We start from the raw sequence: 21,722 nt of genomic DNA, 5'->3' as shown, positions 1-21,722 counted from the left end.
TGATGGCAGGTCCCGACAACGCCCCCGCGCCCGCCTTGCCCGATACCTCGCCCGCCGCGCTGCGCCGGCTGGTGGCGTGCGAATACTGCGATGCGGTCTACGAGCGCACCCCGATCTCGCCCGGCGAGCGCGCGCTGTGCCTGCGCTGCGGCGGCGAGCTGTACCGCGAGAGCCGGCGCCATTACCGGCGCCTGCTGCCGCTGGTGATCACCGCGCTGATCCTGTTCCTGGTTTCCAACGCCTACCCCATCGTCGAGATGGACCTCAAGGGCGTGCGCACGCAAACCACGCTGCTGGGCGCGGTGCAGGCGCTGTACGACGACCAGATGGCGCTGGTGGCGGCGCTGGTGTTCGCCACCACCATCTTGTTCCCCCTGTCCGAGCTGCTGATGATGATGTACCTGCTGGTGCCGATGGCGCAGCACCGCATGCCCGTGGGCTTCGACCGCATCGTGCGCGGCATTCGCCGGACGCGGCCGTGGGGCATGATCGAGGTCTTCATGATCGGCGTGCTGGTCACGCTGGTGAAGCTGTCCACGATGGCGCGCGTGCTGCCTGGCATTGCGCTGTGGTCGTTCGCCGCGCTGGTGATCGTGCTGGCGGCGATGCTCTCGTTCGACCCGCGCGACCTGTGGCGCTACCTGGAAACACCGGACGATGACGCGGGCGCGCCGGGTGGTCCCGGCGAGGGCGGCCGATGACGAACGCACGACCGCCGGAACCGCCGGAACCGCCGCAACCGCCACGGCCGCCGGGCCCCGGCCCCCTGGCCCGCCCGCGCCGGCTCGCGCGCGAGGTGGTGGCCGAACTGACCGACGACGACGAACGCACGCCGCTGCCGCAGGTGCCCACCGCCAGCCGCCTGGGCCTGCTCTCCTGCCACGCCTGCGACCTGGTCAGCCCGCGCACGCTGGAAGGCGAGCCCTGCCCGCGCTGCGGCGCCACGCTGCACCACCGCAAGCCGGACAGCCTGGCGCGCACCTGGGCCTTCCTGCTGGCGGCCTTTATCCTCTACATCCCGGCCAACATGCTGCCGGTGATGGTCACGCAATCGATCCTCGGCACCCAGCGGGACACCATCCTGTCCGGCGTGATCTACCTGTGGCTGTCCGGCTCGCGCCTGCTGGCGGTGCTGGTGCTGATCGCCAGCATCATCGTGCCGCTGCTGAAGATGGTGATCCTCACCTTCCTGCTGCTGTCGGTGCATTTCCGCGCGACCTGGCGCATCCGGCAGCAGACCCGGCTGTTCGGGCTGGTGGAGGTGATCGGCCGCTGGTCGATGCTCGATATTTTCGTGGTGGCGCTGCTGGCCTCGCTGGTGCGGGCCGGGGCACTGGCCACCATCATCCCGGGCGGCGGCGCGCTGGCCTTCGGCGCGGTCGTGGTGCTGACCATGCTGGCCTCGCTCAGCTTCGATCCGCGCCTGCTGTGGGATTCGCTGGAAGACGACAATGCCCGACACTGAACAACATCCGCCCAACCCGTCCGCCCCACCCGGTCCCCCAGGCCTGCCACGGCCCGAGCGCCGGCGCCGCGCGCGCTGGCTGCCATCGCTGGTATGGCTGATCCCGATCGTCGCGGCGGTCGTGGGCGTGTCGCTGCTGGTGCACACGCTGGCTTCGCGCGGGCCGGAGATCACCGTCAGCTTCCGCACCGCCGAGGGCCTGACGCCCGGCAAGACCGCGGTGCGCTACAAGGATGTCGATATCGGCCTGGTCAAGGCGGTACGGCTCGCGCGCGACCGTTCGCACGTGATCGCGTCGATCGACCTGACCAAGGACGCCGAGAACTTCGCCGTGGCCGACACGCGCTTCTGGGTGGTGCGCCCGCGTTTCGCCGCCAGCGGCGTGTCGGGGCTGGAGACGCTGCTGTCGGGCGCCTATATCGGCGTCGATGCCGGCAAGTCCAGCGAGACCACGCGCGAATTCAAGGGGCTGGAAGTGCCGCCGGTGGTGACCACCGACGCATCCGGCAAGCAGTTCGTGCTGCGCGCGTCCGAGCTGGGCTCGCTCGACATCGGCTCGCCGGTCTACTACCGGCGCGTGCAGGTGGGCCAGGTGGTGGCCTACCAGCTGGAGCCCAACGGGCGCGACATCACGCTGCGCGTGTTCGTCAACAAGCCCTATGACAAGCTGGTCACCGCCGACACGCGCTTCTGGCATGCCAGCGGCGTCGACCTCAAGCTCGATGCCGGCGGCCTCAAGCTGTCGACGCAATCGCTGGTGACGGTGCTGCTGGGCGGCGTTGCGTTCCAGGCGCCGGAGCGCACCACCGCCACCGATGCCGCCGCGGAAAATACGCAATTCCTGCTGGCTGCCGACCAGTCCGAGGCCATGAAGGAGCCCGAGGAACTGGCGCCGACGCTGGCCGTGCTCAACTTCGACCAGTCGGTGCGCGGCCTGTCGCCGGGCGCGCCGGTGGACTTCCGCGGCGTGATCGTGGGGCAGGTGCGCTCGATCGGCATCGAATACCAGCGCGACAAGAAGGCGTTCCGCATGCCGGTGGTGGTCGAGCTGTACCCGTCGCGCATGGGCTTCCGCGAACGCGACGTGGAAGACCGCGCGCGCGCCCGGCAGATCATCGAGGGCCTGCTCAAGCGCGGCATGCGCGCGCAGCTGCGCACCGGCAACCTGCTGACCGGCCAGCTGTACGTGGCGCTCGACTTCTTCCCGAAGGCGCCGCCGGCGCAGGTGAACCTGGACGCGCCGATTCCCGAGTTCGCCACCACGCCCGGCACTTTCGACCAGTTGCAGGCGCAGGTCGGCGAGATCGTCAACCGCATCGACAAGATTCCGTTCGACCAGATCGGCCAGGACCTGCGCACGACCGTGGCGAGCCTGAACAAGACGCTCGACACGGCCGACAAGTTGGTGCAGCAGCTCAACGGCGACGTCGCGCCACAGGTGCTGGCGGCGCTGCAGGACGCGCGCAAGACGCTGACTGCGGCCAATGGCACGCTGGCGTCCGATGCCCCGCTGCAGCAGGACACGCGCCGCATGCTGCAGGAACTGACGCGCACCGCCACGTCGCTGCGCACGTTGACCGATTACCTCGAACGCCATCCCGAAGCGCTGCTGCGCGGCAAGCCGGAGAAAGACTGATGAAGCGCCTTACCGTTTCCGCCGCGCTCGCGCGCTGTGCCATCGCCGGCGTGATGGGCGCTGCGGTGCTGGCAGGCTGCGCCTCGCCGGAGCCGCGCTACTACACGCTGGCGCAAGGTCCCATGGCAGTCGCCACGCTGCCGGCGGCAACACCCGCGCCGTCGGCCAGCACGCTGTGGCTGGAAGTCGCGCCGGTGCGTGTGCCGGAGCGCCTTAACCGGCCGCAGCTGGTAGTGCGCGACGGCGGCAATGACGCCAGCCTGCGCCTGCTCGACCTCGCGCGCTGGTCGTCGCCGCTGCCGGATGAGCTGCGCGATGCGTTGTCGCAGCGCCTGCAGGCCACGCTGGGCGCGGTCGATACCTACCAGCAGGGGTTGTCGGACGTGCAGCCGCTGTATCGGATCACGACGGAAGTGCTGCGGCTCGACGCGGAAGTCGGGCAGCGCGCGGGCGCCACGATCAACTGGACGGTGCGGCGGTTGCCGGACGGCAAGGTGGTCAGCGGCCGGACGCAGGCGGAGTTGCCCGCGCCCGGCGAGGTCGATGGCGTGGTGGCGGCTTACCGCGAGATCGTGGCAAGCACGGCGAAGGATATTGCGGCGGGGGTTGAGGCGTTGCGGCGATAAACCGAAGGCGACGGCGCCTGCCGGAAGGAAGTTGCACCCAAGCCGCGGGAGCTAGCCAAAGCAAGGTGTTCTCCCTCTCCCCTCGGCGGCGGGAGAGGGTTGGGGTGAGGGGTGGTCTGGCTAGGAACCACATCAAGCGGGGCTAACGGTTTAAACCCACGGGCCTCAGCCTTTGACCCTCCTGCCCTCTCCCCCGGCCCCTCTCCCGCAAGCGGGAGAGGGGCGCAAACCAGCGGTCGGGAACAGCCCTCAGTCATCCCCCCGCGCCGCCGCATCCCGTCCCCGCCGCGCCGCAGCCTCCGCCGCGCGCCGGTGGACGGCCTCGGCCATCGCCGCCAGGCATTGCGCCGCCCCGCCCCGCACCAGCTTCACCGGGCACGCCAGCATCAGGTTCACGGGCAAGCCGAAATCCTCCACCACAAACCCGCGCGCATCCAGCGGCCGGCCTTCCTCGTCGGTCACCACCGTGGCGCGGTCGCGCACCGTGCCCAGGTCCGCGCTGTAGCCCCATACCGGCTTCTGCAGCGCCACCGCGAACCCCACCTCGAAGGCCGTGCCCGAGTCCGGCTCTCCCGGCCCGCGGAAATCGTCGAGGTTGGCCATCACCATGTCGGCACGGCGCAGCAGCGCGATATTGGCGTCATAGATCCAGCGCGCCGTGTCTGGCGCCGGCAGGCCTGCCGGTGCCGCCTTGTCGAGCGGATACAGCCCGGTGAAGCCATGCGCCGCGCACAGCGACTTGAGTTGCTCGCCCCAGGCGATGGCGTCCTTGCGGAAGACGTCGAAGCCGGCGAGGTAAATGGTTTTCATGGCGGTGTCAGACAAGGAAAAGATGCCGCAGCATAACCCGGCGGCGCACGAACATCGCACAAGTTCGCACGCCAACAGGCGCCCCGGGGGCTGCGTGGCCTGCACGGCGCGGGGGCTTGCGCTACCATCTCCGCTCCCTCCGCCGCTACCCGCTACGCCCCATGCCCTCACCCCAGATCATCCAGATCCTCCAGGTCGGCCCGCTCGCGCCGCAGACCAATGCCACGCTCCGGCAACAGTACGGTGCCATCGCGCTGTGGCAGCAGGGCGATGCGCTCGCCTGGGCGCGCGAGCACGGCCAGCAGGTGCGCGTGGTGGTGACCTCGGCGCGCCATGGCTGCAGCGCCGCGCTGATCGACGCGCTGCCGGCGCTGCAGGCCATCGTCAGCTTCGGCGTGGGCTATGACTCCATCGCGCTGGACGCCGCCCGCGCGCGCGGCATCCAGGTCAGCAACACGCCCGAGGTGCTCAACGACTGCGTCGCCGACCTGGCCTTCGGCCTGCTGCTCGACGCGGCGCGCGGCATTGCCCACGGCGACCGCTTCGTGCGCGCAGGGCGCTGGCCACAGGGCGGCTTTCCGCTGACGACACGGGTCTCTGGCAAGAAGCTCGGCATCCTGGGGCTGGGCCGCATCGGCGAGATCGTGGCGCGGCGCGCGCAGGGCTTCGACATGGAGATCGCGTACAACAACCGCCGCCCGCGCGATGGCGCGCCGTGGCGCTTCGAGCCGGACCTGAAGGCGCTGGCCGCATGGTCCGACTTCCTGGTGGTGGCCTGCGTGGGCGGCCCGGAAACCGCCGGGCTGGTGTCGCGCGAGATCCTGGACGCGCTCGGGCCCAGGGGGATCCTGGTCAATGTCTCGCGCGGCAGCGTGATCGACGAAGACGCGCTGGTGGCGGCGCTGGCCGAGGGCCGGCTGGGCGGCGCCGGCCTCGACGTGTTCCGGGACGAGCCCGACGTGCCGGCCGCGCTGCTGGCGCTCGACCACGTCGTGCTCGCGCCGCACATGGCCAGCGGCACGCACGAGACCCGCGCCGCGATGACCGCGCTGACGCTGCAGAATCTCGATGCGTTCCTGGCCGATGGCAAGGTGCTAACGCCGGTGCTGTAGTGGCCGGTCCCCTGCCTATACTGGATACGCCGGCCGCGCGGCCGGTGACAGGAGGCACCATGGGACGCAAGTTTATCGATTGCCGCGACTACCCGAGCGACATCGGCTGCACGGTTGCGCTGAGCGCCGACAGCGAGGACGAACTGCTCGAAGCCGCGGTCCAGCACGCGGTCGCGGTGCACCAGCACCAGGACACCCCTGAGCTGCGCACCCAGCTGAAGTCGTTGTTCAAGGAAGGCACGCCACCGGCCTGAAGCCGGACAAGCTGGCGCCGCAATGGCGCCAGCCCCCAGCCTCGCCCGCCCCGGGGCACATTCGCAGCCCCTGATACCGCACTTATCCGCACCCGAATACCCATGACAGCGTGCATGGCGCATCATTGACGCACCGCTATATACGGACGTATATTGCGCCTGACAGTCCACCCATACCAGCGCCAGCCTTGCTGGCCGCTTCGCAGAGGATTCCCATGTCCGCGTTCCGCTCCGCCCGCACCGGGCGCCGCTCCGTATTTGCCGGCGCCGCCGGTGCCCTGCTGGCCGCCCTTGCGCTGGCGGCCCCCCCGGCCTTCGGCGCCGACCTGGTGGTCTCCGCCGCAGCCAGCCTGACCAACGCCTTCAAGTCGCTGGCCGAGTCGTACGAGCGCGCCCATCCCGGGACCAAGGTGGTGCTGAACTTCGGCGCGTCCGACGTGCTGATGCAGCAGATCGTCAAGGGCGCCCCGGCCGACGTGTTCGCCTCGGCCGACCAGGAGGCGATGAACAAGGCCGAGGCCGAGAAGGTGGTCGCGCCGGCCTCGCGCCGCAACTTCGCCGCCAACGAGGTGGTGCTGATCGTGCCGTCGGACAGCAAGCTGAATATCAGCTCGCTGCAGGACCTGACCCGCCCGGAAGTCAAGCGCATCGCCTACGGCAACCCGACCTCGGTCCCGGTCGGCCGCTACACCCGCGGCGCGCTGGAAGCCGCCGGGCTGTGGGACGCGGTCGCCGCCAAGGGCGTGCCGGCGCAGAACGTGCGCCAGAGCCTGGACTACGTGGCGCGCGGCGAGGTCGAGGCCGGCTTCGTCTTCGCCACCGACGCCACGGTGATGCCGGACAAGGTCAAGGTGGCCGTGCGCGTGCCGAGCCGCACCCCGGTGACCTACCCCATCGCCATCACCAGCCAGAGCCGCCAGCAGAAGGAAGCGGCGCAGTTCGTCGACTTCGTGGCGTCGCCGGAAGGCCAGGCAATCCTGTCGCGCTACGGCTTCCAGAAGCCCTGATTTCCGCCACGCCATGGATGCCGCCTGGGTCCCGCTGCTGTTATCGCTGAAGGTTGCCGGCTGGGCCACCGCGCTGAACACCGTGCTTGGCGTCGGCGCGGCGTGGGCGCTGGCGCGCTGGCGCTCGCCGCTGCGCGACGTGGTCGACGCGGTGCTGACGCTGCCGCTGGTGCTGCCGCCCACCGTGCTCGGCTATTATCTGCTGGTGCTGGTGGGCCGGCGCGGCGTGTTTGGCGAGTGGCTGTCCAGCCTCGGCATCGAGCTGATCTTTACCTGGCAGGGCGCGGTGCTGGCCTCGACCATCGTGGCCTTCCCGCTGGTGCTCAAGTCGGCGCGCGCTGCCTTCGAAGGAGTCGATCACCAGTTGGAAAACGCCGCGCGCGTGCTGGGCGTTTCCGAATCGGGCATCTTCTTCCGCGTGACGCTGCCGCTGGCCGCGCGCGGCATCATCGCCGGCGTGCTGCTGGCCTTCGCGCGGGCGCTGGGCGAGTTCGGCGCCACGCTGATGATCGCCGGCAACCTGCCCGGGCGCACGCAGACGCTGTCGGTGGCGATCTACGAGGCCGTGCAGGCCGGCGACGACAACACCGCCAACCTGCTGGTGCTGGTGACCTCGGTCACGTGCGTGCTGCTGCTGGTGGTTGCCGGCCGGCTGGTGCCCGCCACCGCGCGCAATCCTGCCGACACGTACGAACGCCGGCGCCCGCGCCCGCGCGCCACCCGGGCCTAGCCATGAGCATGCATGTCAGCATCCGCAAGCAGATGGTGTCGGCCGACCGGCACTTCGAGCTTGAGATCGATTTCGATTCGGACAGCCGCCGCATTGCGCTGTTCGGGCCGTCGGGCGCGGGCAAGAGCCTGACGCTGCGCGCCATTGCCGGGCTGCTGCCGCCGGACAGCGGCCGCATCGTGCTGAACGGGCGCACGCTGTTCGACAGCGAGGCCGGCATCGACATACGGCCGCAGCAGCGCCGCGTGGCTTACCTGTTCCAGGAATATGCGCTGTTCCCGCACCTCACCGTGGGCCAGAACGTCGCCTTCGGCCTGGCGCGCGGCTGGCGCAATCCGCGCCGCGGCGCGATGCCTGCGCAGGCGCAGCGCTGGATCGACGCCTTCGGCCTGGCCGAGATCGTCGGCAACTATCCCGCCGAGATCTCCGGCGGCCAGAAGCAGCGCGTGGCGCTGGCGCGCGCGCTGGTGGCCGAGCCGGACATCGTGCTGCTCGACGAGCCCTTCTCCGCGCTCGATCCCGCGCTGCGCGCGCGCATGCGCGAAGAGCTGCGCGCGCTGCAGGCGAGCCTGGAGGTGCCCATGCTGGTGATCTCGCACGATCCCGCCGACGTGGAAGCGCTGGGCGACCACGTGCTCGAGATCCGCGAAGGCCGCATCTTTGGCAGCGGCACCGGCCGCCACCATCCGCCGGTTTACGCGCCGGCGTCGGCGCGCGTGGCCTGAGGGCGCAGCAGGTCTGCGATCGCCAGGGGTATTGGCAAGTTCCAACGCTCTTGCATACCAACGGGTTGCTCCCCTCTCCCGCCTGCGGGAGAGGGGCCGGGGGAGAGGGCCAGCGCATCGACGAAGTGAAGCCCGTCAGCACCCCACCCTCACCCCACCACCCCCAAAATCACGCTGGACGCCTTGAACACCGCCACCGCCGGCACGCCCGCGGCAAGCCCCAATGTCTCCACACTGCCATTGGTAACGATCGCCGCGATGGTGCCGCCGCCGTCCAGCTCGATCACCACCTCCGCATTGACCGCCCCAGGCATCACGCGCGACACCACGCCCGGCAGCTGGTTGCGCGCCGACAGCCGCACGCCCGGGTCGGGCAGGCCCACCAGCACCGAAGACGCCTTGATCAGCGCGAACGCCTCCACGCCTGCGGCCAGCCCCAGCGTCTCGACGCTTTCATGCGTGATCGTCGACACGATCTGCTGCCCGCCCGGCAGCGCCAGCACCACCTCGTCGTTGACCGCGCCGCCGCGCACGCTGGCCACACGCCCGAACAGCTTGTTGCGCGCACTGGTCTTGATCATCATTCGCCTCATCAGGTGGATGTCGTCGGCAGCGCCCTCGCCCAGCCGCGACAGCTGCGCGACAAAGCGCCGGTGCTCGTCCTCGAGCGCGCGGTAGGTGCGAATCAGCTGCTCGCCGCGCGCGGTCAGGCGCGTGCCGCCGCCGCCCTTGCCGCCGGCGGCGCGCACCACCAGCGCTTCGCCGGCGCTGTTGTTCATCAGGTCGATGGCGTCCCACGCGGCCTTGTAGCTGATGCCTACCGCGCGCGCGGCTGCGGTGATCGAACCGTGCTCGCCGATGGCGGCGAGCAGCGCGATGCGGTCCTTGCCGCCCCAGTCCTGCGAGCCGGAGCGGAACCAGATGGCTCCCTGGAGTTCAAGCATGGGCACGATCCGTCAGTCTTCCAGGTAGTGCGCGCGCAGCTGCGCGACGTCGACGGCGAGCGCGTCGCCCAGGTAGTTGTCGACGCTGCCCCAGCCCTGCTCGATGGCCTGCAGCGAGGCATCGAGATAGCTGGCACGGACTTCCAGCAGCGGCATCATGGCCTCGGCGCTCACGCCCAGCTGCGCCATGCGTGCCAGCGCCGTTTCGTTGAAGCGGGCATTGCGCTGGTTCGATTCCAGGTAGTTGGCCAGGATATCGTCCTGCGCCACGCCCAGCGCCGACAGCAGCAGCAGCGACGCAAAGCCGGTGCGGTCCTTGCCCGCGGTGCAGTGGAACAGCAGCGTCTTGCCCTCCTGGGCGGTCTGCATGAAGCCGCCGAAGGCGTCGCGGTAGCGCACCGGGAAATCGCGGTAGACCTCCAGCATGAAACCGTCGATCTGCGCCGGCGTGCTGGCGCGCAGGCGCGGCATCAGCACGTCCATCGCCATGCTGCCGTCCAGCACCGGCACCGCCACCCAGTTGAAGCGCGCGCCGAAGCCGGCCTCGTCCGGCGACTTCTCGCCGGGAGAACGGAAGTCGACCACCATGTCGAGATCGAGCGCATGCAGCCGCTCCAGGTCGGCCGCGCTGGCCAGCGCCGGGTTGCCGCTGCGGTACAGCCGGCCGCTGCGCACGCGGCGGCCGGCTGCGCCGCGCAGCCCGCCAAGGTCACGCGCATTGCTGATGGTGTCGAAGACCAGTGCCGCGTTGCCGACCGTGCTGTCCACTGCCGCCGGTCCCGGCGACACGATCGCGTGGGCCTGCGGCAACGCCCGTTGAAACCACTTGTTCATGGTTGCTCCCTGAATGTTCTTGTCGATGCGGGCGTGGCAGCTGGCCGCGTCAGCGGCCGCGGTAGGCCGGCACATGCCAGCGCAGATGGCAGCCGGCGACATAGCGCCGGTCCAGCCGCGCCACCAGCTTCCACACCGCGAGGGCGCCGGCGTCGATATCGACCCAGGCCCACGGGTGCCTCGGGTCGCCGGCCTCGACCAGCTCGACCGAGCGGATGCTGGCGTACTTTGCCAGTGCCTTGCGCAGCGCCGCAGCGCTGAGCCCTGCCTTCAGCCCGCGTACCAAAACCTTCATCATCGGCTCCAATTATTTCAGATCACACCGACGCATGCATCACCCGGTGGGCCGGCTGTGGCGGCGTGTGCGCCGCATCGCCCGCCGCGCCTTGTGGCGCCAGCCTTTACAGATGGGATAGCGCAGCCGCCGCAAAAATCCGTCGTTCGAAATCAAACTTGATTTGAATCATTGCCGGCGCAATGAGGCAATTCGGAGCCTCGACAGCGCCCCTGCCGGCTCGGACAATTCCTATCATGTCGAACGCGGCGGCCAGGCCAGGAGCCCGGCCGCCGGAGCAAGCCCGGCGCGGCTGCCGACATCCGACGAGGGATCATCAACGACAAGGATGACGGCAATGCCCGATACCTCTCAAGCTTCCCCGGCCTCCCCGACTCCGCCAGTTGCACCCACGGCCCCTGCGGCCCCTGCGGCCCCTGAAGCCGCCAGCGCCACCGCGCCCAGGATGACGCTGCACTGGGGCCTGTTCGTCGCCGTCGCCGTGCTGCTCGCCGTACTCGCGATCCCGCAGCCCGAAGGCCTGACCATTGCCGGCCAGCGCATGCTGGCCATCCTTGCCTTCGCCATCGTGGTGTGGATCACCGAGGCGGTGTCGTACGAGGCCAGCGCGATCATGATCACCTCGCTGATGGCCGGGCTGATCGGCTTCGCGCCGACGGTCAACGACCCTGGCGTGCAGTACGGCACCTCGCGGGCGCTGGGCATGGCGCTGGCCGGCTTCTCCAACACCGCGCTGGCGCTGGTGGCCGCGGCACTGTTCATCTCCGCGGCGATGACCGTGACCGGGCTGGACCGGCGCATCGCACTGGTGACGCTGTCGGCCATCGGCACCAGCACGCGCCGCATCCTGATCGGCACGATCGCCGTCACCATCGCGCTGAGCCTGGTGGTGCCAAGCGCCACCGCGCGCAGCGCGTGCGTGGTGCCGATCATGATGGGCGTGATCGCCGCGTTCGGCGTCGACAAGAAGTCGAATATCGCCGCCGGCATCATGATCACGGTGGCGCAGGCCACCAGCATCTGGAACGTCGGCATCCAGACCGCCGCCGCGCAGAACCTGCTGACGGTGGGGTTCATGGACAAGCTGCTCGGTGAGCGGATCACCTGGCTGCAATGGCTGATCGCGGGCGCGCCATGGGCCATCGTCATGTCGGTGGTGCTTTACTTCCTGGTGCGCTGGCTGCTGCCGCCCGAGACCGAAGCCATTCCCGGCGGCAAGGAAGCGGTGCAGCGCGAGCTGTCCGGCCTGGGCCCGATGGCCGCCCCGCAGAAGCGCCTGGCCGCCGTGTCGATCGGCCTGCTGCTGTTCTGGGCCACCGAAGGCAAGCTGCACAGCTTCGACACCGCCACCGTGACCTTTGTCGGGCTGGTGATCCTGATGCTGCCGCGCATCGGCGTGATGGACTGGAAGACCATGCAGCAGCGCACGCCGTGGGGCACGCTGATCGTGTTCGGCGTCGGCATCAGCCTGGGCACGGCGCTGCTGTCCACCAAGGCCGGCCAGTGGCTCGGCGAGTTCGTGGTGACGCATTCGGGCCTGGCCACGCAGGGCGCGGTGATGGTATTCGCCATCCTGGCGGCGTTCCTGATCCTGATCCACCTGGGCTTTGCCAGCGCCACCGCGCTGACCGCGGCGCTGCTGCCGATCCTGATCTCGGTGCTGCAGACCCTGCCGGGCGACATCAACCGCGTCGGCATCACCATGCTGCTGGGCTTTACCGTGAGCTTCGGCTTTATCCTGCCGATCAACGCGCCGCAGAACATGGTCTGCCTGGGCACCGAGACCTTCAATGGCCGCCAGTTCGCGCGCATCGGCATCCCGGTCACCATCGTCGGCTATGCCCTGATGCTGCTGTTCGCGGCCACGTACTGGCGCTGGCTGGGCTGGATATGAGGACGCCATCCAGCCGGAAAACCCGCGCGGCGCTACCCGCCGCCCGCGGCTGGCACAATACGCGGCATGAAAAGCCTCTGGTCCGCCTTCGTCAAGCTGCTGGTGCTCGCCGTGGTCGGCGGCGCGCTGCTTGCCACCGTTGCCATCCTCGCCGTCCAGCGGCAGCTGCCGCCGCTCGACGCACTGACGGATTTCCGCCGCACCGCTGACTACGTCCCGCTGTCGCGCTATCCGCGCGAGCTGATCGACGCCGTGGTGGCGATCGAGGACGAGCGCTTCTACGTGCATGACGGCATCGACTACGTCGGCGTGGTCCGCGCGGGCGTTGCCAACCTGTCGGACGACCTGTCGCAGGGCGCGTCGACCATCACCATGCAGGTGGCGCGCAACTTCTACCTGTCGCGCGACAAGACCTATACGCGCAAGCTGTACGAGGTGCTGCTGTCGTACCGGATCGAGGACGCGCTGAGCAAGGACGAGATCCTCGAGCTGTACCTGAACAAGATCTATCTCGGCCAGGGCGCGTATGGCTTCGCCGATGCGTCGCAGACCTATTTCGGCAAGCCGCTGGCGCAACTGTCGCTGGCCGAATCCGCGATGCTGGCCGGCCTGCCCAAGGCGCCCTCGGCGAACAACCCGGTTGCCAACCCCCGCCGGGCGCGGCAGCGGCAGGTCTATATCCTGCGGCGCATGCTGGAGCTGGGCAGGATTTCGCATCCGGAATACGACGGGGCGCTGCTGGAGCCTTTGCGGCTGAAGTGACGCCCCGGGACATACGGCGCGGGAACGATTCCCTGCCGGGCGGGCACCAACCATGACGGGCCATGCCATCCGCGAGCCCGCCTGGTGGCGGGCAGCGCACCTTGCATGGCGGTTCCGGGAAGCTAGCCTGACAAGGAGGGCCGACATGGATGCCAAGGCAACACTCACCCCCGCCACGGACCTGGCGCAGCGCAATCCGGTTCATTTCCCCAACGAAAGCGCCGAGTACCGCAAGGCGCGCAATGCGCTGCTGGCTGAAGAGATCGAACTGCGGCGGCATATCGAACGCGTTGCAGCGCAACGCCGCCGGTTGCCGCCCGGCGGCGAAGTCACCAAACGCTATGCCTTCCAGGGCGAACACGGTCCCGTGACGCTGGAGGAACTGTTCGGCGACAAGGACACCCTGGTGGTCTACAGCTACATGTTCGGGCCGCAGCGCGAACGGCCTTGCCCGATGTGCACATCGCTGATGGGATCATGGGACCACAAGGTGCCGGATATCGAGCAGCGCGTGGCGCTGGCGATGGTCGCCCGCTCGCCGGTCGAGCGCCTGCTGCAGGCGAAGAAGGCGCGCGGCTGGACCAGACTGAAGGTCTATGCCGACGTCGACGGCGCATTCACGCGGGACTATGTCAGCCCGGAAGACGGTGACGTGCCCGGCTACACGGTTTTCACGCGCCGCGACGGCAAGATCCGGCACTTCTGGAGCGGCGAGATGTATGCCCTCACGGCCGATCCCGGACAGGATCCGCGCGGCGCGCCGGACCTGGACCCGCTCTGGACGTTGCTGGATACCACGCCGGAAGGGCGCGGTGGGGACTGGTATCCGCAGCTGGAATACGGTGGCAGCGCCTGACGCACGGCGCCGGCAAGCCTCCTTATTCCAGCACGCTCCGGTGCCGCGCCAGCGCCTCCTGCACGATGGCATCCAGCCCGACGCCGGATTCGCCATCGACGTGCCCCAGCAACGCCCTGCGCATGCGCGGCTCCCAGAAGCGCTTGATATGCCCGGCGATATCGGAGACCGCCTCCTCGCGATCCGGCATCGCTTCAAAGAAGCTGCCGATCTGGTTGGCCATGGTGATCAGGTTCTCGACGTTCATACAAGGCTCGCTTCGTGTTGCAGGCCGTGTTGCAGGCCGTGTTGCAGGCGCTGGGGATGGGCATAGACCACGTGCGCGCCGGCCCGGACGAACCCGGCCAGCGTGACATTGGCCTGCTCGGCCAGCCGCACCGCCAGCGCCGTCGGTGCCGACACTGCCGCCAGCACGCCGGCGCCGATGGCCGCGGTCTTCAGCACCATTTCATAACTGGCCCGGCTGGTCACCAGCACCGCGCCCGTGGCGATGTCCTCGCCGCTGCGCGCGAGCGCGCCGGCCAGCTTGTCGAGCGCGTTGTGGCGCCCCACGTCTTCGCGCACCAGCGATACATGGCCGTCGGCACGCAGCCATGCGGCGGCGTGGGTGGCGCCGGTGTCGTGCTGCAGTGCCTGGCGCAGCTGGAGCTGCACGAACGCAGCCTGGATCACGTCGGTATGGAAGCTGGCGCCGCTGCGCACCGGTGCCGGCGTGCGCATGACCTGCTCCAGCGACTCGGTCCCGCACAGGCCGCAGCCGGTGCGCCCCGCCAGCGAGCGGCGGCGGTCCTTCAGCCGCATGAACGCTTCCGACGCAATATCAAGCCGCACCGCGATGCCATGCTCGCGCATGTCGACTTCGATGTCATAGACATCGCGCGCCGTCGAGACGATGCCTTCGCTCAGGCTGAAGCCGAGCGCGAAGTCCTCCAGGTCGGCCGGCGTGGCCAGCATCACCGCATGCGAGATGCCGTTGTATTCCAGCGCGACCGGTACCTCCTCGGCCACCTCGTCGGGACTCAGCGAGATTTCGCCCTGCCGCCAGCGGCTGACGGCAAAGGTGCTGTGGGTCGGCATCTCGTCCAGCGCAGCTGGATCGGCTTGCGGTGACTGCATGCAGCGCATCATGATGTCGCCCTCCGCTCAGTTTGCCGCCTGCGCGGCGGTTTGTGCCGGATCCGCGCTGGCCGCTTCCAGCAACTGCAGCTGCTGCGTGTTGAAGTCGTGGTACTGCTGCTGCCAGGCCGACGGCTGCGCAACCGGCATCACCTGCACCGCGGTGACCTTGTATTCCGGGCAGTTGGTGGCCCAGTCCGAGTTGTCGGTGGTGATCACGTTCGCGCCGGACTCGGGGAAATGGAAGGTGGTGTAGACCACGCCCGGCTGCATGCGCTCGCTGACAATGGCGCGCAGCACCGTATCGCCCGCGCGGCTCTGCACGCCGACCCAGTCGCCGTCCTTGATGCCGCGCTCTTCCGCGTCGTGCGGATGGATCTCCAGCCGGTCCTCGGCGTGCCAGTAGACGTTGTCGGTGCGCCGCGTCTGCGCGCCCACGTTGTACTGCGACAGGATGCGGCCGGTGGTCAGGATCAGCGGGAAGGCGCGCGTGATCTTCTCGGTGGTCGGCACATACTTGGTGATGATGAACTTGCCCTTGCCGCGCACGAAGGCGTCGATATGCATGGTCGGCGTGCCTTCCGGCGCGTCGGCGTTGCACGGCCACTGGATGCTGCCCAGCTCGTCCAGCCGCTTGTAGCTGACGCCGGAGAACGTCGGCGTCAGGCGCGCGATCTCGTCCATGATCTGCGACGGATGGGTGTAGTCCATCGGGTAGCCGAGCGCATTGGCCAGCAGGATGGTGGCTTCCCAGTCGGCGTAGCCGGCCTTGGGCGGCATCACCTTGCGCACGCGCGAGATGCGGCGCTCGGCATTGGTGAAGGTGCCGTCCTTCTCCAGGAACGACGAGCCCGGCAGGAACACGTGCGCGTACTTGGCGGTCTCGTTCAGGAAGATGTCCTGCACCACGATGCATTCCATCGACGACAGCGCTTCGGACACATGCTGCGTGTTCGGGTCCGACTGGACGATGTCCTCGCCCTGGCAGTACAGGCCCATGAAGCTGCCGCCCAGCGCGGCCTCGAACATGTTGGGAATGCGCAGGCCCGGCTCGGGGCTGATCTCGACATTCCACGCGGCCTCGAACATGCCGCGCACGGTCGAGTCCGATACGTGGCGGTAGCCCGGCAGCTCATGCGGGAACGAGCCGATATCGCACGAGCCCTGCACGTTGTTCTGCCCGCGCAGCGGATTCACGCCCACGCCCTCGCGGCCGATATTGCCGGTGGCCATGGCCAGGTTGGCGATGCCCATCACGGTGGTGGAGCCCTGCGCATGCTCGGTGACGCCCAGGCCGTAATAGATCGCGGCGTTGCCGCCGGTGGCGTACAGGCGCGCGGCGCCGCGCAGCTGTTCCGCCGGGATGCCGGTGACGCTTTCCATCGCCTCGGGCGAATTCTCCGACTGCGCGACAAAATCGCGCCACTGGTTGAACGCGCGGTCCTCGCAACGCTCGGCGATAAACGCTTCGTTGAGCAGGCCTTCGGTGACGATCACGTGCGCCAGCGACGTCACCAGCGCGACGTTGGTGCCGGGGCGCAGCTGCAGGTGGTAGTCGGCGCGGATATGCGGCGAGTCGACCAGGTCGATGCGGCGCGGATCGACCACGATCAGCTTCGCGCCGGCGCGCAGCCGCTTCTTCATGCGCGAGGCAAACACCGGGTGGCCGTCGGTCGGGTTGGCGCCGATCACCATGATCACGTCGGCCTTTTCCACCGACTTGAAGGTCTGCGTGCCGGCCGATTCGCCCAGCGTCTGCTTCAGGCCATAGCCGGTGGGCGAATGGCAAACGCGCGCGCAGGTGTCGACGTTGTTGTTGCCGAAGGCGGCGCGCACCAGCTTCTGCACCAGGTAGCCCTCTTCGTTGGTGCAGCGCGACGACACGATGCCGCCGATCGAATCCTTGCCGTGCTTCGCCTGGATGCGCTTGAACTCCGATGCGGCGTAGCCGATCGCCTCTTCCCACGACACTTCGCGCCACGGATCGGTGATCTTCGCGCGGATCATCGGCTTGAGGATGCGGTCCTTGTGCGTGGCGTAGCCCCAGGCAAAGCGGCCCTTGACGCAGGCGTGGCCTTCGTTGGCCTTGCCGTCCTTGTACGGCACCATGCGCACGACCTCGTTGCCCTTCATCTCCGCCTTGAACGAGCAGCCCACGCCGCAGTAGGCGCAGGTGGTGACGGTGCTGTGCGAGGCCTGGCCCAGCTTGATGACGGAGGTCTCGGTCAGCGTCGCGGTCGGGCACGCCTGCACGCAGGCGCCGCACGAGACGCAGTCCGAGTCCATGAATGACTGGCTGGTGCCGGGGGAGACTCGGGAATCGAACCCGCGTCCGCTGATGGTCAGCGCGAAGGTGCCTTGCGTTTCCTCGCAGGCGCGCACGCAGCGGTTGCAGACGATGCACTTCGAGGCGTCATAGGTGAAGTAAGGATTCGATTCGTCCTTCTCCAGCGCGGTGTGCGTGGCGATCGGCTTTGCTTCCGGACCGCCGTCGTTGTAGCGCACCTCGCGCAGCCCCACCACGCCCGCCATGTCCTGCAGCTCGCAGTTGCCGTTGGTCGGGCAGGTCAGGCAGTCGAGCGGGTGGTCGGAGATATAGAGCTCCATCACGCCGCGGCGCAGGTCGGCGAGCTTGTCGCTCTGCGTCTTCACCTTCATGCCGGCTTCCACCGGCGTGGTGCACGAGGCCGGATAGCCGCGGCGCCCTTCGATCTCGACCAGGCACAGCCGGCACGAGCCGAAGGCCTTGAGGCTGTCGGTGGCGCACAGCTTGGGCACGCTGACCTCGGCCTCCATTGCGGCGCGCATCACCGAAGTGCCGGCCGGCACGGTGACGCTGACGCCGTCGATTTCAAGGGTGACCAGCTGGGTCGATTCGCTGGCGGGGGTACCGAAATCGATCACATCGCGGCAGTCCATGGTTTGTCTCCCGTTTTCTGTTCTGGCGTCAGCTCACGCCGCCTTGGCCGCGTGGGCCGGGTTGGGGGCGAGGCCGAAGTCCTCGGGGAATTCATTCAGCGCGGACAGCACCGGGTACGGCGTCATGCCGCCCATGGCGCAGAGCGAGCCGTACAGCATGGTGTCGCACAGGTCGCGCACCAGCTTGACGTGCTTCACAGGTTGCTCGCCGGCGATGATGCGGTCCATCACCTCGACGCCGCGGGTCGAGCCGATCCGGCACGGCGTGCACTTGCCGCACGATTCGATGGCGCAGAACTCCATCGCGTAGCGCGCCTGCTTCGCCATGTCGACGGTCTCGTCGAACACTACGATGCCGCCGTGGCCGACCACGCCGCCGAACGCGGCATAGGCCTCATAGTCCAGCGGCACGTCGAAGCGCGACTCCGGCAGGTAGGCGCCCAGCGGGCCGCCCACCTGCACCGCGCGGATGGCACGGCCGCTGCGGGTGCCACCGCCGTAGTCGACCAGCAGCTCGCGCAGCGTGACGCCGAACGCCTTTTCCACCAGCCCGCCCTGTCTGATGTTGCCGGCCAGCTGGAACGGCAGCGTGCCGCGCGAACGGCCCATGCCGTAGTCGCGGTAGTACTGCGCGCCGCGCGCCAGGATCACCGGCACGGTGGCCAGCGAGATCACGTTGTTGATCACCGTGGGCTTGCCGAACAAGCCCTCCAGCGCCGGCAGCGGCGGCTTGGCGCGCACCACGCCGCGCTTGCCTTCCAGGCTTTCCAGCAGCGCGGTTTCCTCGCCGCAGACATAGGCGCCCGCGCCCTTGCGTACTTCAAGGCGGAAGCGCTTGCCGCTGCCACGCAGATCGTCGCCCAGCCAGCCGGCCGCGTGGGCGATGGCGATCGCGCTTTCCAGCACGGCGATGGCGTGGGGGTATTCGGAACGGCAGTAGATGTAGCCCTGCTCGGCGCCCACCGCGAGGCCGGCGATGGTCATGCCCTCGATCAGCATGAACGGGTCGTCTTCCATCACCATGCGGTCGGAGAACGTGCCCGAGTCGCCTTCGTCGGCATTGCAGACGATGTACTTGACGGCCGACTGCGCGCCCAGCACGGTCTTCCACTTGATGCCGGTCGGGAAGGCGGCGCCGCCGCGGCCGCGCAGCCCGGAATCGGTGACTTCCTGCACGATCTCGGCGGGCGCCATCGACAGCGCGCGCTCCAGGGCGGCGAACCCCTCGTGCGCGCGGTAGTCGTCCAGCGACAGCGGGTCGGTGATGCCGATGCGGGCAAAGGTCAGGCGCTCCTGCTTCTTCAGGAACGGGATCTCTTCGGTCAGGCCATGCGCCAGCGCATGCGCGCCGCCCTGCAGCAGGCCCGCATCGAACAGCGCCGGCACGTCTTCCGCGCTGACCGGGCCATAGGCCACGCGCCCCGCTTCGGTCTGCACCTCGACCAGCGGCTCCAGCCAGAACATGCCGCGCGAGCCGTTGCGGACGATACGCACCGCTTCGCCGCGGCGGGCCGCCTCGCGTTCGATCGCGCGGGCCACCTCATCGGCGCCGAGCGCCAGCGCGGTGGAATCGCGCGGCACGAAGATGGTGTTGACGGTGGAGTTGACAGCGGCGCTCATGCCTGGACCTCCGCGGTTTCGTTGGCGGCCTGTGCTTCGCGCAGCGACCGGACCAGCGCATCGAAGCGCTTCGCATCGACATAGCCGTGCAGCCGCTCGCCGACCATCACGGCCGGGCCGCACGCGCACTGGCCCAGGCAGTACACCGGCTCCAGCGTGACCGCGCCGTCGGCGCTGGTTTCATGGAAGCCGCAGCCGAGCGAGCGCGTGGCATGCTCTGCCAGCGCCTCGGCGCCGACCGCCTGGCAAGCCTCCGCCCGGCACACCTGGATCACATGGCGGCCGGCCGGCTGCTGGCGGAAGTGGTGGTAGAAGGTGATCACGCCATGCACCTCGGCGCGCGACAGGTTCAGCGCGCGCGCGATCACCGGCACGGCGGCCTCGGGGATATGGCCCTGCGTATCCTGGATCTCGTGCAGGATCGGCAGCAATGCGCCCGGCATGTCTTGCCGCGCGGCCACGATGGCGTCGATCGCGGCGGCGCAGGCCTGGGCGTTGGGAGCAGTGTCTGGCATGGCGTCTCCTGTGGGGTCGCTGGGGCTCTCAGCATGGCCGCCGGACCCTCTATATGCTATTTTTTTCCTATTTCCGAGCCTTCAACCCTGCCGTTTGGCCCGTGGATGCAATATATGAGAGTGACAACGGTCTATCAATAAGCTATTTTTTTCATATGCTTCGCATCTCGATCCTCCCCCACCTGCAAATCCGCGACGACGGCAGCCCCGGCGCCGGGGCCCTCGACGTGTCGCGGCTGGTCGCCCTGCTGGGCCATATCGAGGAATCGGGCAGCATCAGTCACTCCGCGCAGGCGGTGTCGCTGTCGTACCGCTACGCCTGGGGCATCCTGCGTGACGCCGAGGCCCTGTTCGGCGGCCCGCTGATCGACAAGACCCGCGGGCGCGGCAGCGCGCTGACCCCGCTGGCGCAGCAGCTGGTGTGGGCCAGCAAGCGGATCGGCGCGCGGCTGTCGCCAACGCTGGACAGCCTGGCCTCCGAGCTGGAAATCGAACTGAAGAAGCTGATGGAGCAGTCCGGGGCGGCAGTGCGGCTGCATGCCAGCCATGGTTTCGCGGTGGCCGCGCTGCGCGACTTCCTCGACGAGCAGCAGGTGCGGCACGACCTGAAGTACTGCGGCAGCGTCGAGGCGGTGGCGGCGCTGGCCGAGGGCGCGTGCGATATCGCCGGCTTCCATGTGCCGGTGGGCGAGTTCGAGCACGGCATGTGGCGCCACTTCACCACCTGGCTCAAGCCCGGCACGCACTGCCTGGTGCACCTGGCGGTGCGCAGCCAGGGCCTGTTCGTGCGCCCGGGCAACCCGCTCGGGATCCGCACGCTGGAAGACCTGACCCGGCGCGAGGTGCGCTTCGTCAACCGGCAGGTGGGCTCGGGCACGCGGCTGCTGCTCGACCTGATGCTGGCCGCGCGCCATATCGACCCGGCACGGATCGAGGGCTACAGCAACGGCGAGTTCACCCACGCCGCGGTGGCGGCGTATATCGGCAGCGGCATGGCGGATGTGGGCTTCGGCGTGGAAACCGCGGCGCGGCGCTTCGGGCTGGGCTTCGAGCCGGTGATCAAGGAGCGCTACTTCTTCGCCATCGAAAAATCGATGCTGCGCAGCGCGGCGCTGTCCGGCGCGGTCGGCGCGCTGACCAGCGAGGCGTTCCGCCAGCGCGTCGATGCGCTGCCGGGCTATGACGGCGCGCTGACCGGCAGCGTGCTGACGCTGGACGAAGCGTTTCCCGACTACACCGGCACGCGCTAGCGCGCCAGCAGTGCCAGACGGTCAGGATGATCCGCCCATTGCTCGTGACCCGCGATCGGGCCCTTGGCCTGCAGCAGCGGCGGCCAGTCCGGCCGGCGCGACAGCTCGGCGTTCAGCGCGATGAAATGGCGCTTGTCGCCAGGCAGGTCATGCTCGGAATAGATGGCGCCCACCGGGCACATCGGCACGCACATCGAGCAGTCGATGCACTGGTCGGGGTCGATGGCGAGGAAGTTGGGCCCTTCGTGGAAACACGTCATCGGGCAGACTTCGACGCAGTCGGTGTGGCGGCACTGGATGCAGGCATCCGTCACGACAAAGGTCATGGGCAAACGGGGTACGGCAGTCAAGA

At 68.9% G+C, this 21,722-nt stretch carries 23 protein-coding genes; 13 read left to right on the top strand and 10 right to left on the bottom strand.

Annotated elements, in window-relative coordinates:
• Positions 1-2 precede the first annotated feature (2 nt).
• Genes JTE92_RS15355 through JTE92_RS15340 form a run of 4 tightly spaced genes read left to right on the top strand, consistent with a single transcriptional unit; the run spans position 3 to position 3,727 of the window.
• A complete protein-coding gene (locus tag JTE92_RS15355; RefSeq protein WP_063236934.1) occupies positions 3-701 on the top strand; it encodes a paraquat-inducible protein A in 699 nt (232 codons plus the stop codon).
• The gene (locus JTE92_RS15350; RefSeq protein WP_063236933.1) at positions 698-1,465 is read left to right on the top strand and encodes a paraquat-inducible protein A; all 768 of its coding nucleotides are present in this window, start codon (positions 698-700) and stop codon (positions 1,463-1,465) included. The genes JTE92_RS15355 and JTE92_RS15350 overlap by 4 nt, the downstream gene beginning before the upstream one ends.
• Positions 1,452-3,101, top strand: coding sequence for a PqiB family protein (locus tag JTE92_RS15345; protein ID WP_063236932.1), 1,650 nt, complete (start codon positions 1,452-1,454; stop codon positions 3,099-3,101). Before JTE92_RS15350 ends, JTE92_RS15345 begins: the two co-directional genes overlap by 14 nt.
• On the top strand, positions 3,101-3,727 hold the full coding sequence (locus JTE92_RS15340) for a PqiC family protein (protein WP_116386752.1): 627 nt from the start codon (positions 3,101-3,103) through the stop codon (positions 3,725-3,727). Before JTE92_RS15345 ends, JTE92_RS15340 begins: the two co-directional genes overlap by 1 nt.
• A gap of 249 nt (positions 3,728-3,976) precedes the next feature.
• Here JTE92_RS15340 and JTE92_RS15335 read toward each other — a convergent pair whose 3' ends face one another.
• Complete coding sequence (locus JTE92_RS15335; RefSeq protein WP_063236930.1) at positions 3,977-4,537, bottom strand: nucleoside 2-deoxyribosyltransferase; 561 nt, start codon at positions 4,535-4,537, stop codon at positions 3,977-3,979.
• 161 nt (positions 4,538-4,698) lie between these two features.
• On the opposite strand from JTE92_RS15335, the gene JTE92_RS15330 reads away from it, so the two are divergent.
• From JTE92_RS15330 to JTE92_RS15310, 5 genes are all read left to right on the top strand, one after another.
• The gene (locus JTE92_RS15330) at positions 4,699-5,649 is read left to right on the top strand and encodes a 2-hydroxyacid dehydrogenase (RefSeq protein WP_063236929.1); all 951 of its coding nucleotides are present in this window, start codon (positions 4,699-4,701) and stop codon (positions 5,647-5,649) included.
• Between the two features lie 59 nt (positions 5,650-5,708).
• On the top strand, positions 5,709-5,903 hold the full coding sequence (locus JTE92_RS15325) for a DUF1059 domain-containing protein (protein ID WP_063236928.1): 195 nt from the start codon (positions 5,709-5,711) through the stop codon (positions 5,901-5,903).
• A gap of 215 nt (positions 5,904-6,118) precedes the next feature.
• Positions 6,119-6,910 (top strand): molybdate ABC transporter substrate-binding protein, encoded by a 792-nt coding sequence (gene modA / locus JTE92_RS15320; protein WP_063236927.1) that lies wholly within the window; start codon positions 6,119-6,121, stop codon positions 6,908-6,910.
• Between the two features lie 13 nt (positions 6,911-6,923).
• Complete coding sequence (gene modB, locus JTE92_RS15315; protein WP_063236926.1) at positions 6,924-7,640, top strand: molybdate ABC transporter permease subunit; 717 nt, start codon at positions 6,924-6,926, stop codon at positions 7,638-7,640.
• A gap of 2 nt (positions 7,641-7,642) precedes the next feature.
• On the top strand, positions 7,643-8,365 hold the full coding sequence (locus tag JTE92_RS15310; RefSeq protein ID WP_063236925.1) for an ATP-binding cassette domain-containing protein: 723 nt from the start codon (positions 7,643-7,645) through the stop codon (positions 8,363-8,365).
• Positions 8,366-8,514: 149 nt separating this feature from the next.
• On the opposite strand, the gene JTE92_RS15305 is transcribed toward JTE92_RS15310, so the two are convergent.
• From JTE92_RS15305 to JTE92_RS15295, 3 genes are read right to left on the bottom strand one after another with little or no spacing between them, the layout of a single operon-like run.
• Positions 8,515-9,309, bottom strand: a complete 795-nt coding sequence (locus JTE92_RS15305) for a TOBE domain-containing protein (protein WP_063236924.1) — start codon at positions 9,307-9,309, stop codon at positions 8,515-8,517.
• Positions 9,310-9,321: 12 nt separating this feature from the next.
• Positions 9,322-10,143, bottom strand: coding sequence for a tyrosine-protein phosphatase (locus JTE92_RS15300; RefSeq protein WP_063236923.1), 822 nt, complete (start codon positions 10,141-10,143; stop codon positions 9,322-9,324).
• A 49-nt stretch (positions 10,144-10,192) separates the two neighbouring features.
• Positions 10,193-10,438, bottom strand: coding sequence for a hypothetical protein (locus JTE92_RS15295; RefSeq protein ID WP_063236981.1), 246 nt, complete (start codon positions 10,436-10,438; stop codon positions 10,193-10,195).
• Positions 10,439-10,883: 445 nt separating this feature from the next.
• On the opposite strand from JTE92_RS15295, the gene JTE92_RS15290 reads away from it, so the two are divergent.
• The 3 genes from JTE92_RS15290 (at position 10,884) to JTE92_RS15280 (ending at position 13,950) form a co-directional block, all read left to right on the top strand.
• Positions 10,884-12,332: a DASS family sodium-coupled anion symporter gene (locus JTE92_RS15290; RefSeq protein ID WP_063236922.1), complete on the top strand. Its 1,449-nt coding sequence runs from the start codon at positions 10,884-10,886 to the stop codon at positions 12,330-12,332.
• Between the two features lie 66 nt (positions 12,333-12,398).
• Positions 12,399-13,094 carry a transglycosylase domain-containing protein gene (locus JTE92_RS15285; protein ID WP_063236921.1) on the top strand — a complete coding sequence of 232 codons (696 nt, stop codon included), beginning with the start codon at positions 12,399-12,401 and terminating at the stop codon, positions 13,092-13,094.
• A 145-nt stretch (positions 13,095-13,239) separates the two neighbouring features.
• On the top strand, positions 13,240-13,950 hold the full coding sequence (locus JTE92_RS15280; protein WP_063236920.1) for a DUF899 family protein: 711 nt from the start codon (positions 13,240-13,242) through the stop codon (positions 13,948-13,950).
• A 22-nt stretch (positions 13,951-13,972) separates the two neighbouring features.
• On the opposite strand, the gene JTE92_RS15275 is transcribed toward JTE92_RS15280, so the two are convergent.
• The 5 genes from JTE92_RS15275 to JTE92_RS15255 are packed head-to-tail and all read right to left on the bottom strand — an operon-like array spanning position 13,973 to position 20,120.
• Positions 13,973-14,197 (bottom strand): formate dehydrogenase subunit delta, encoded by a 225-nt coding sequence (locus JTE92_RS15275; protein ID WP_063236919.1) that lies wholly within the window; start codon positions 14,195-14,197, stop codon positions 13,973-13,975.
• Positions 14,194-15,078 carry a formate dehydrogenase accessory sulfurtransferase FdhD gene (fdhD, locus tag JTE92_RS15270; RefSeq protein WP_084254424.1) on the bottom strand — a complete coding sequence of 295 codons (885 nt, stop codon included), beginning with the start codon at positions 15,076-15,078 and terminating at the stop codon, positions 14,194-14,196. The genes JTE92_RS15275 and fdhD overlap by 4 nt, the downstream gene beginning before the upstream one ends.
• 15 nt (positions 15,079-15,093) lie before the next feature.
• Positions 15,094-17,985 carry a formate dehydrogenase subunit alpha gene (fdhF, locus tag JTE92_RS15265; RefSeq protein WP_063236918.1) on the bottom strand — a complete coding sequence of 964 codons (2,892 nt, stop codon included), beginning with the start codon at positions 17,983-17,985 and terminating at the stop codon, positions 15,094-15,096.
• A 33-nt stretch (positions 17,986-18,018) separates the two neighbouring features.
• On the bottom strand, positions 18,019-19,605 hold the full coding sequence (locus tag JTE92_RS15260; protein WP_063236917.1) for a formate dehydrogenase beta subunit: 1,587 nt from the start codon (positions 19,603-19,605) through the stop codon (positions 18,019-18,021).
• Positions 19,602-20,120: a formate dehydrogenase subunit gamma gene (locus tag JTE92_RS15255; protein WP_063236916.1), complete on the bottom strand. Its 519-nt coding sequence runs from the start codon at positions 20,118-20,120 to the stop codon at positions 19,602-19,604. Before JTE92_RS15255 ends, JTE92_RS15260 begins: the two co-directional genes overlap by 4 nt.
• Before the next feature lie 155 nt (positions 20,121-20,275).
• Between JTE92_RS15255 and JTE92_RS15250 the strand changes: the two genes are divergently transcribed.
• Entirely contained in the window at positions 20,276-21,370 is a 1,095-nt protein-coding gene (locus JTE92_RS15250) for a substrate-binding domain-containing protein (protein ID WP_063236915.1), read from the top strand.
• Here JTE92_RS15250 and fdxA read toward each other — a convergent pair.
• Entirely contained in the window at positions 21,367-21,696 is a 330-nt protein-coding gene (gene fdxA / locus JTE92_RS15245; protein WP_063236914.1) for a ferredoxin FdxA, read from the bottom strand. The genes JTE92_RS15250 and fdxA overlap by 4 nt on opposite strands.
• Positions 21,697-21,722 lie beyond the last annotated feature (26 nt).

The sequence above is a fragment of the Cupriavidus oxalaticus genome, assembly GCF_016894385.1.
Taxonomy (GTDB): Bacteria; Pseudomonadota; Gammaproteobacteria; order Burkholderiales; family Burkholderiaceae; genus Cupriavidus; species Cupriavidus oxalaticus.
Note: the sequence above shows the minus strand (reverse complement) of the source record. Positions and strands in the feature narration are given on the sequence as shown.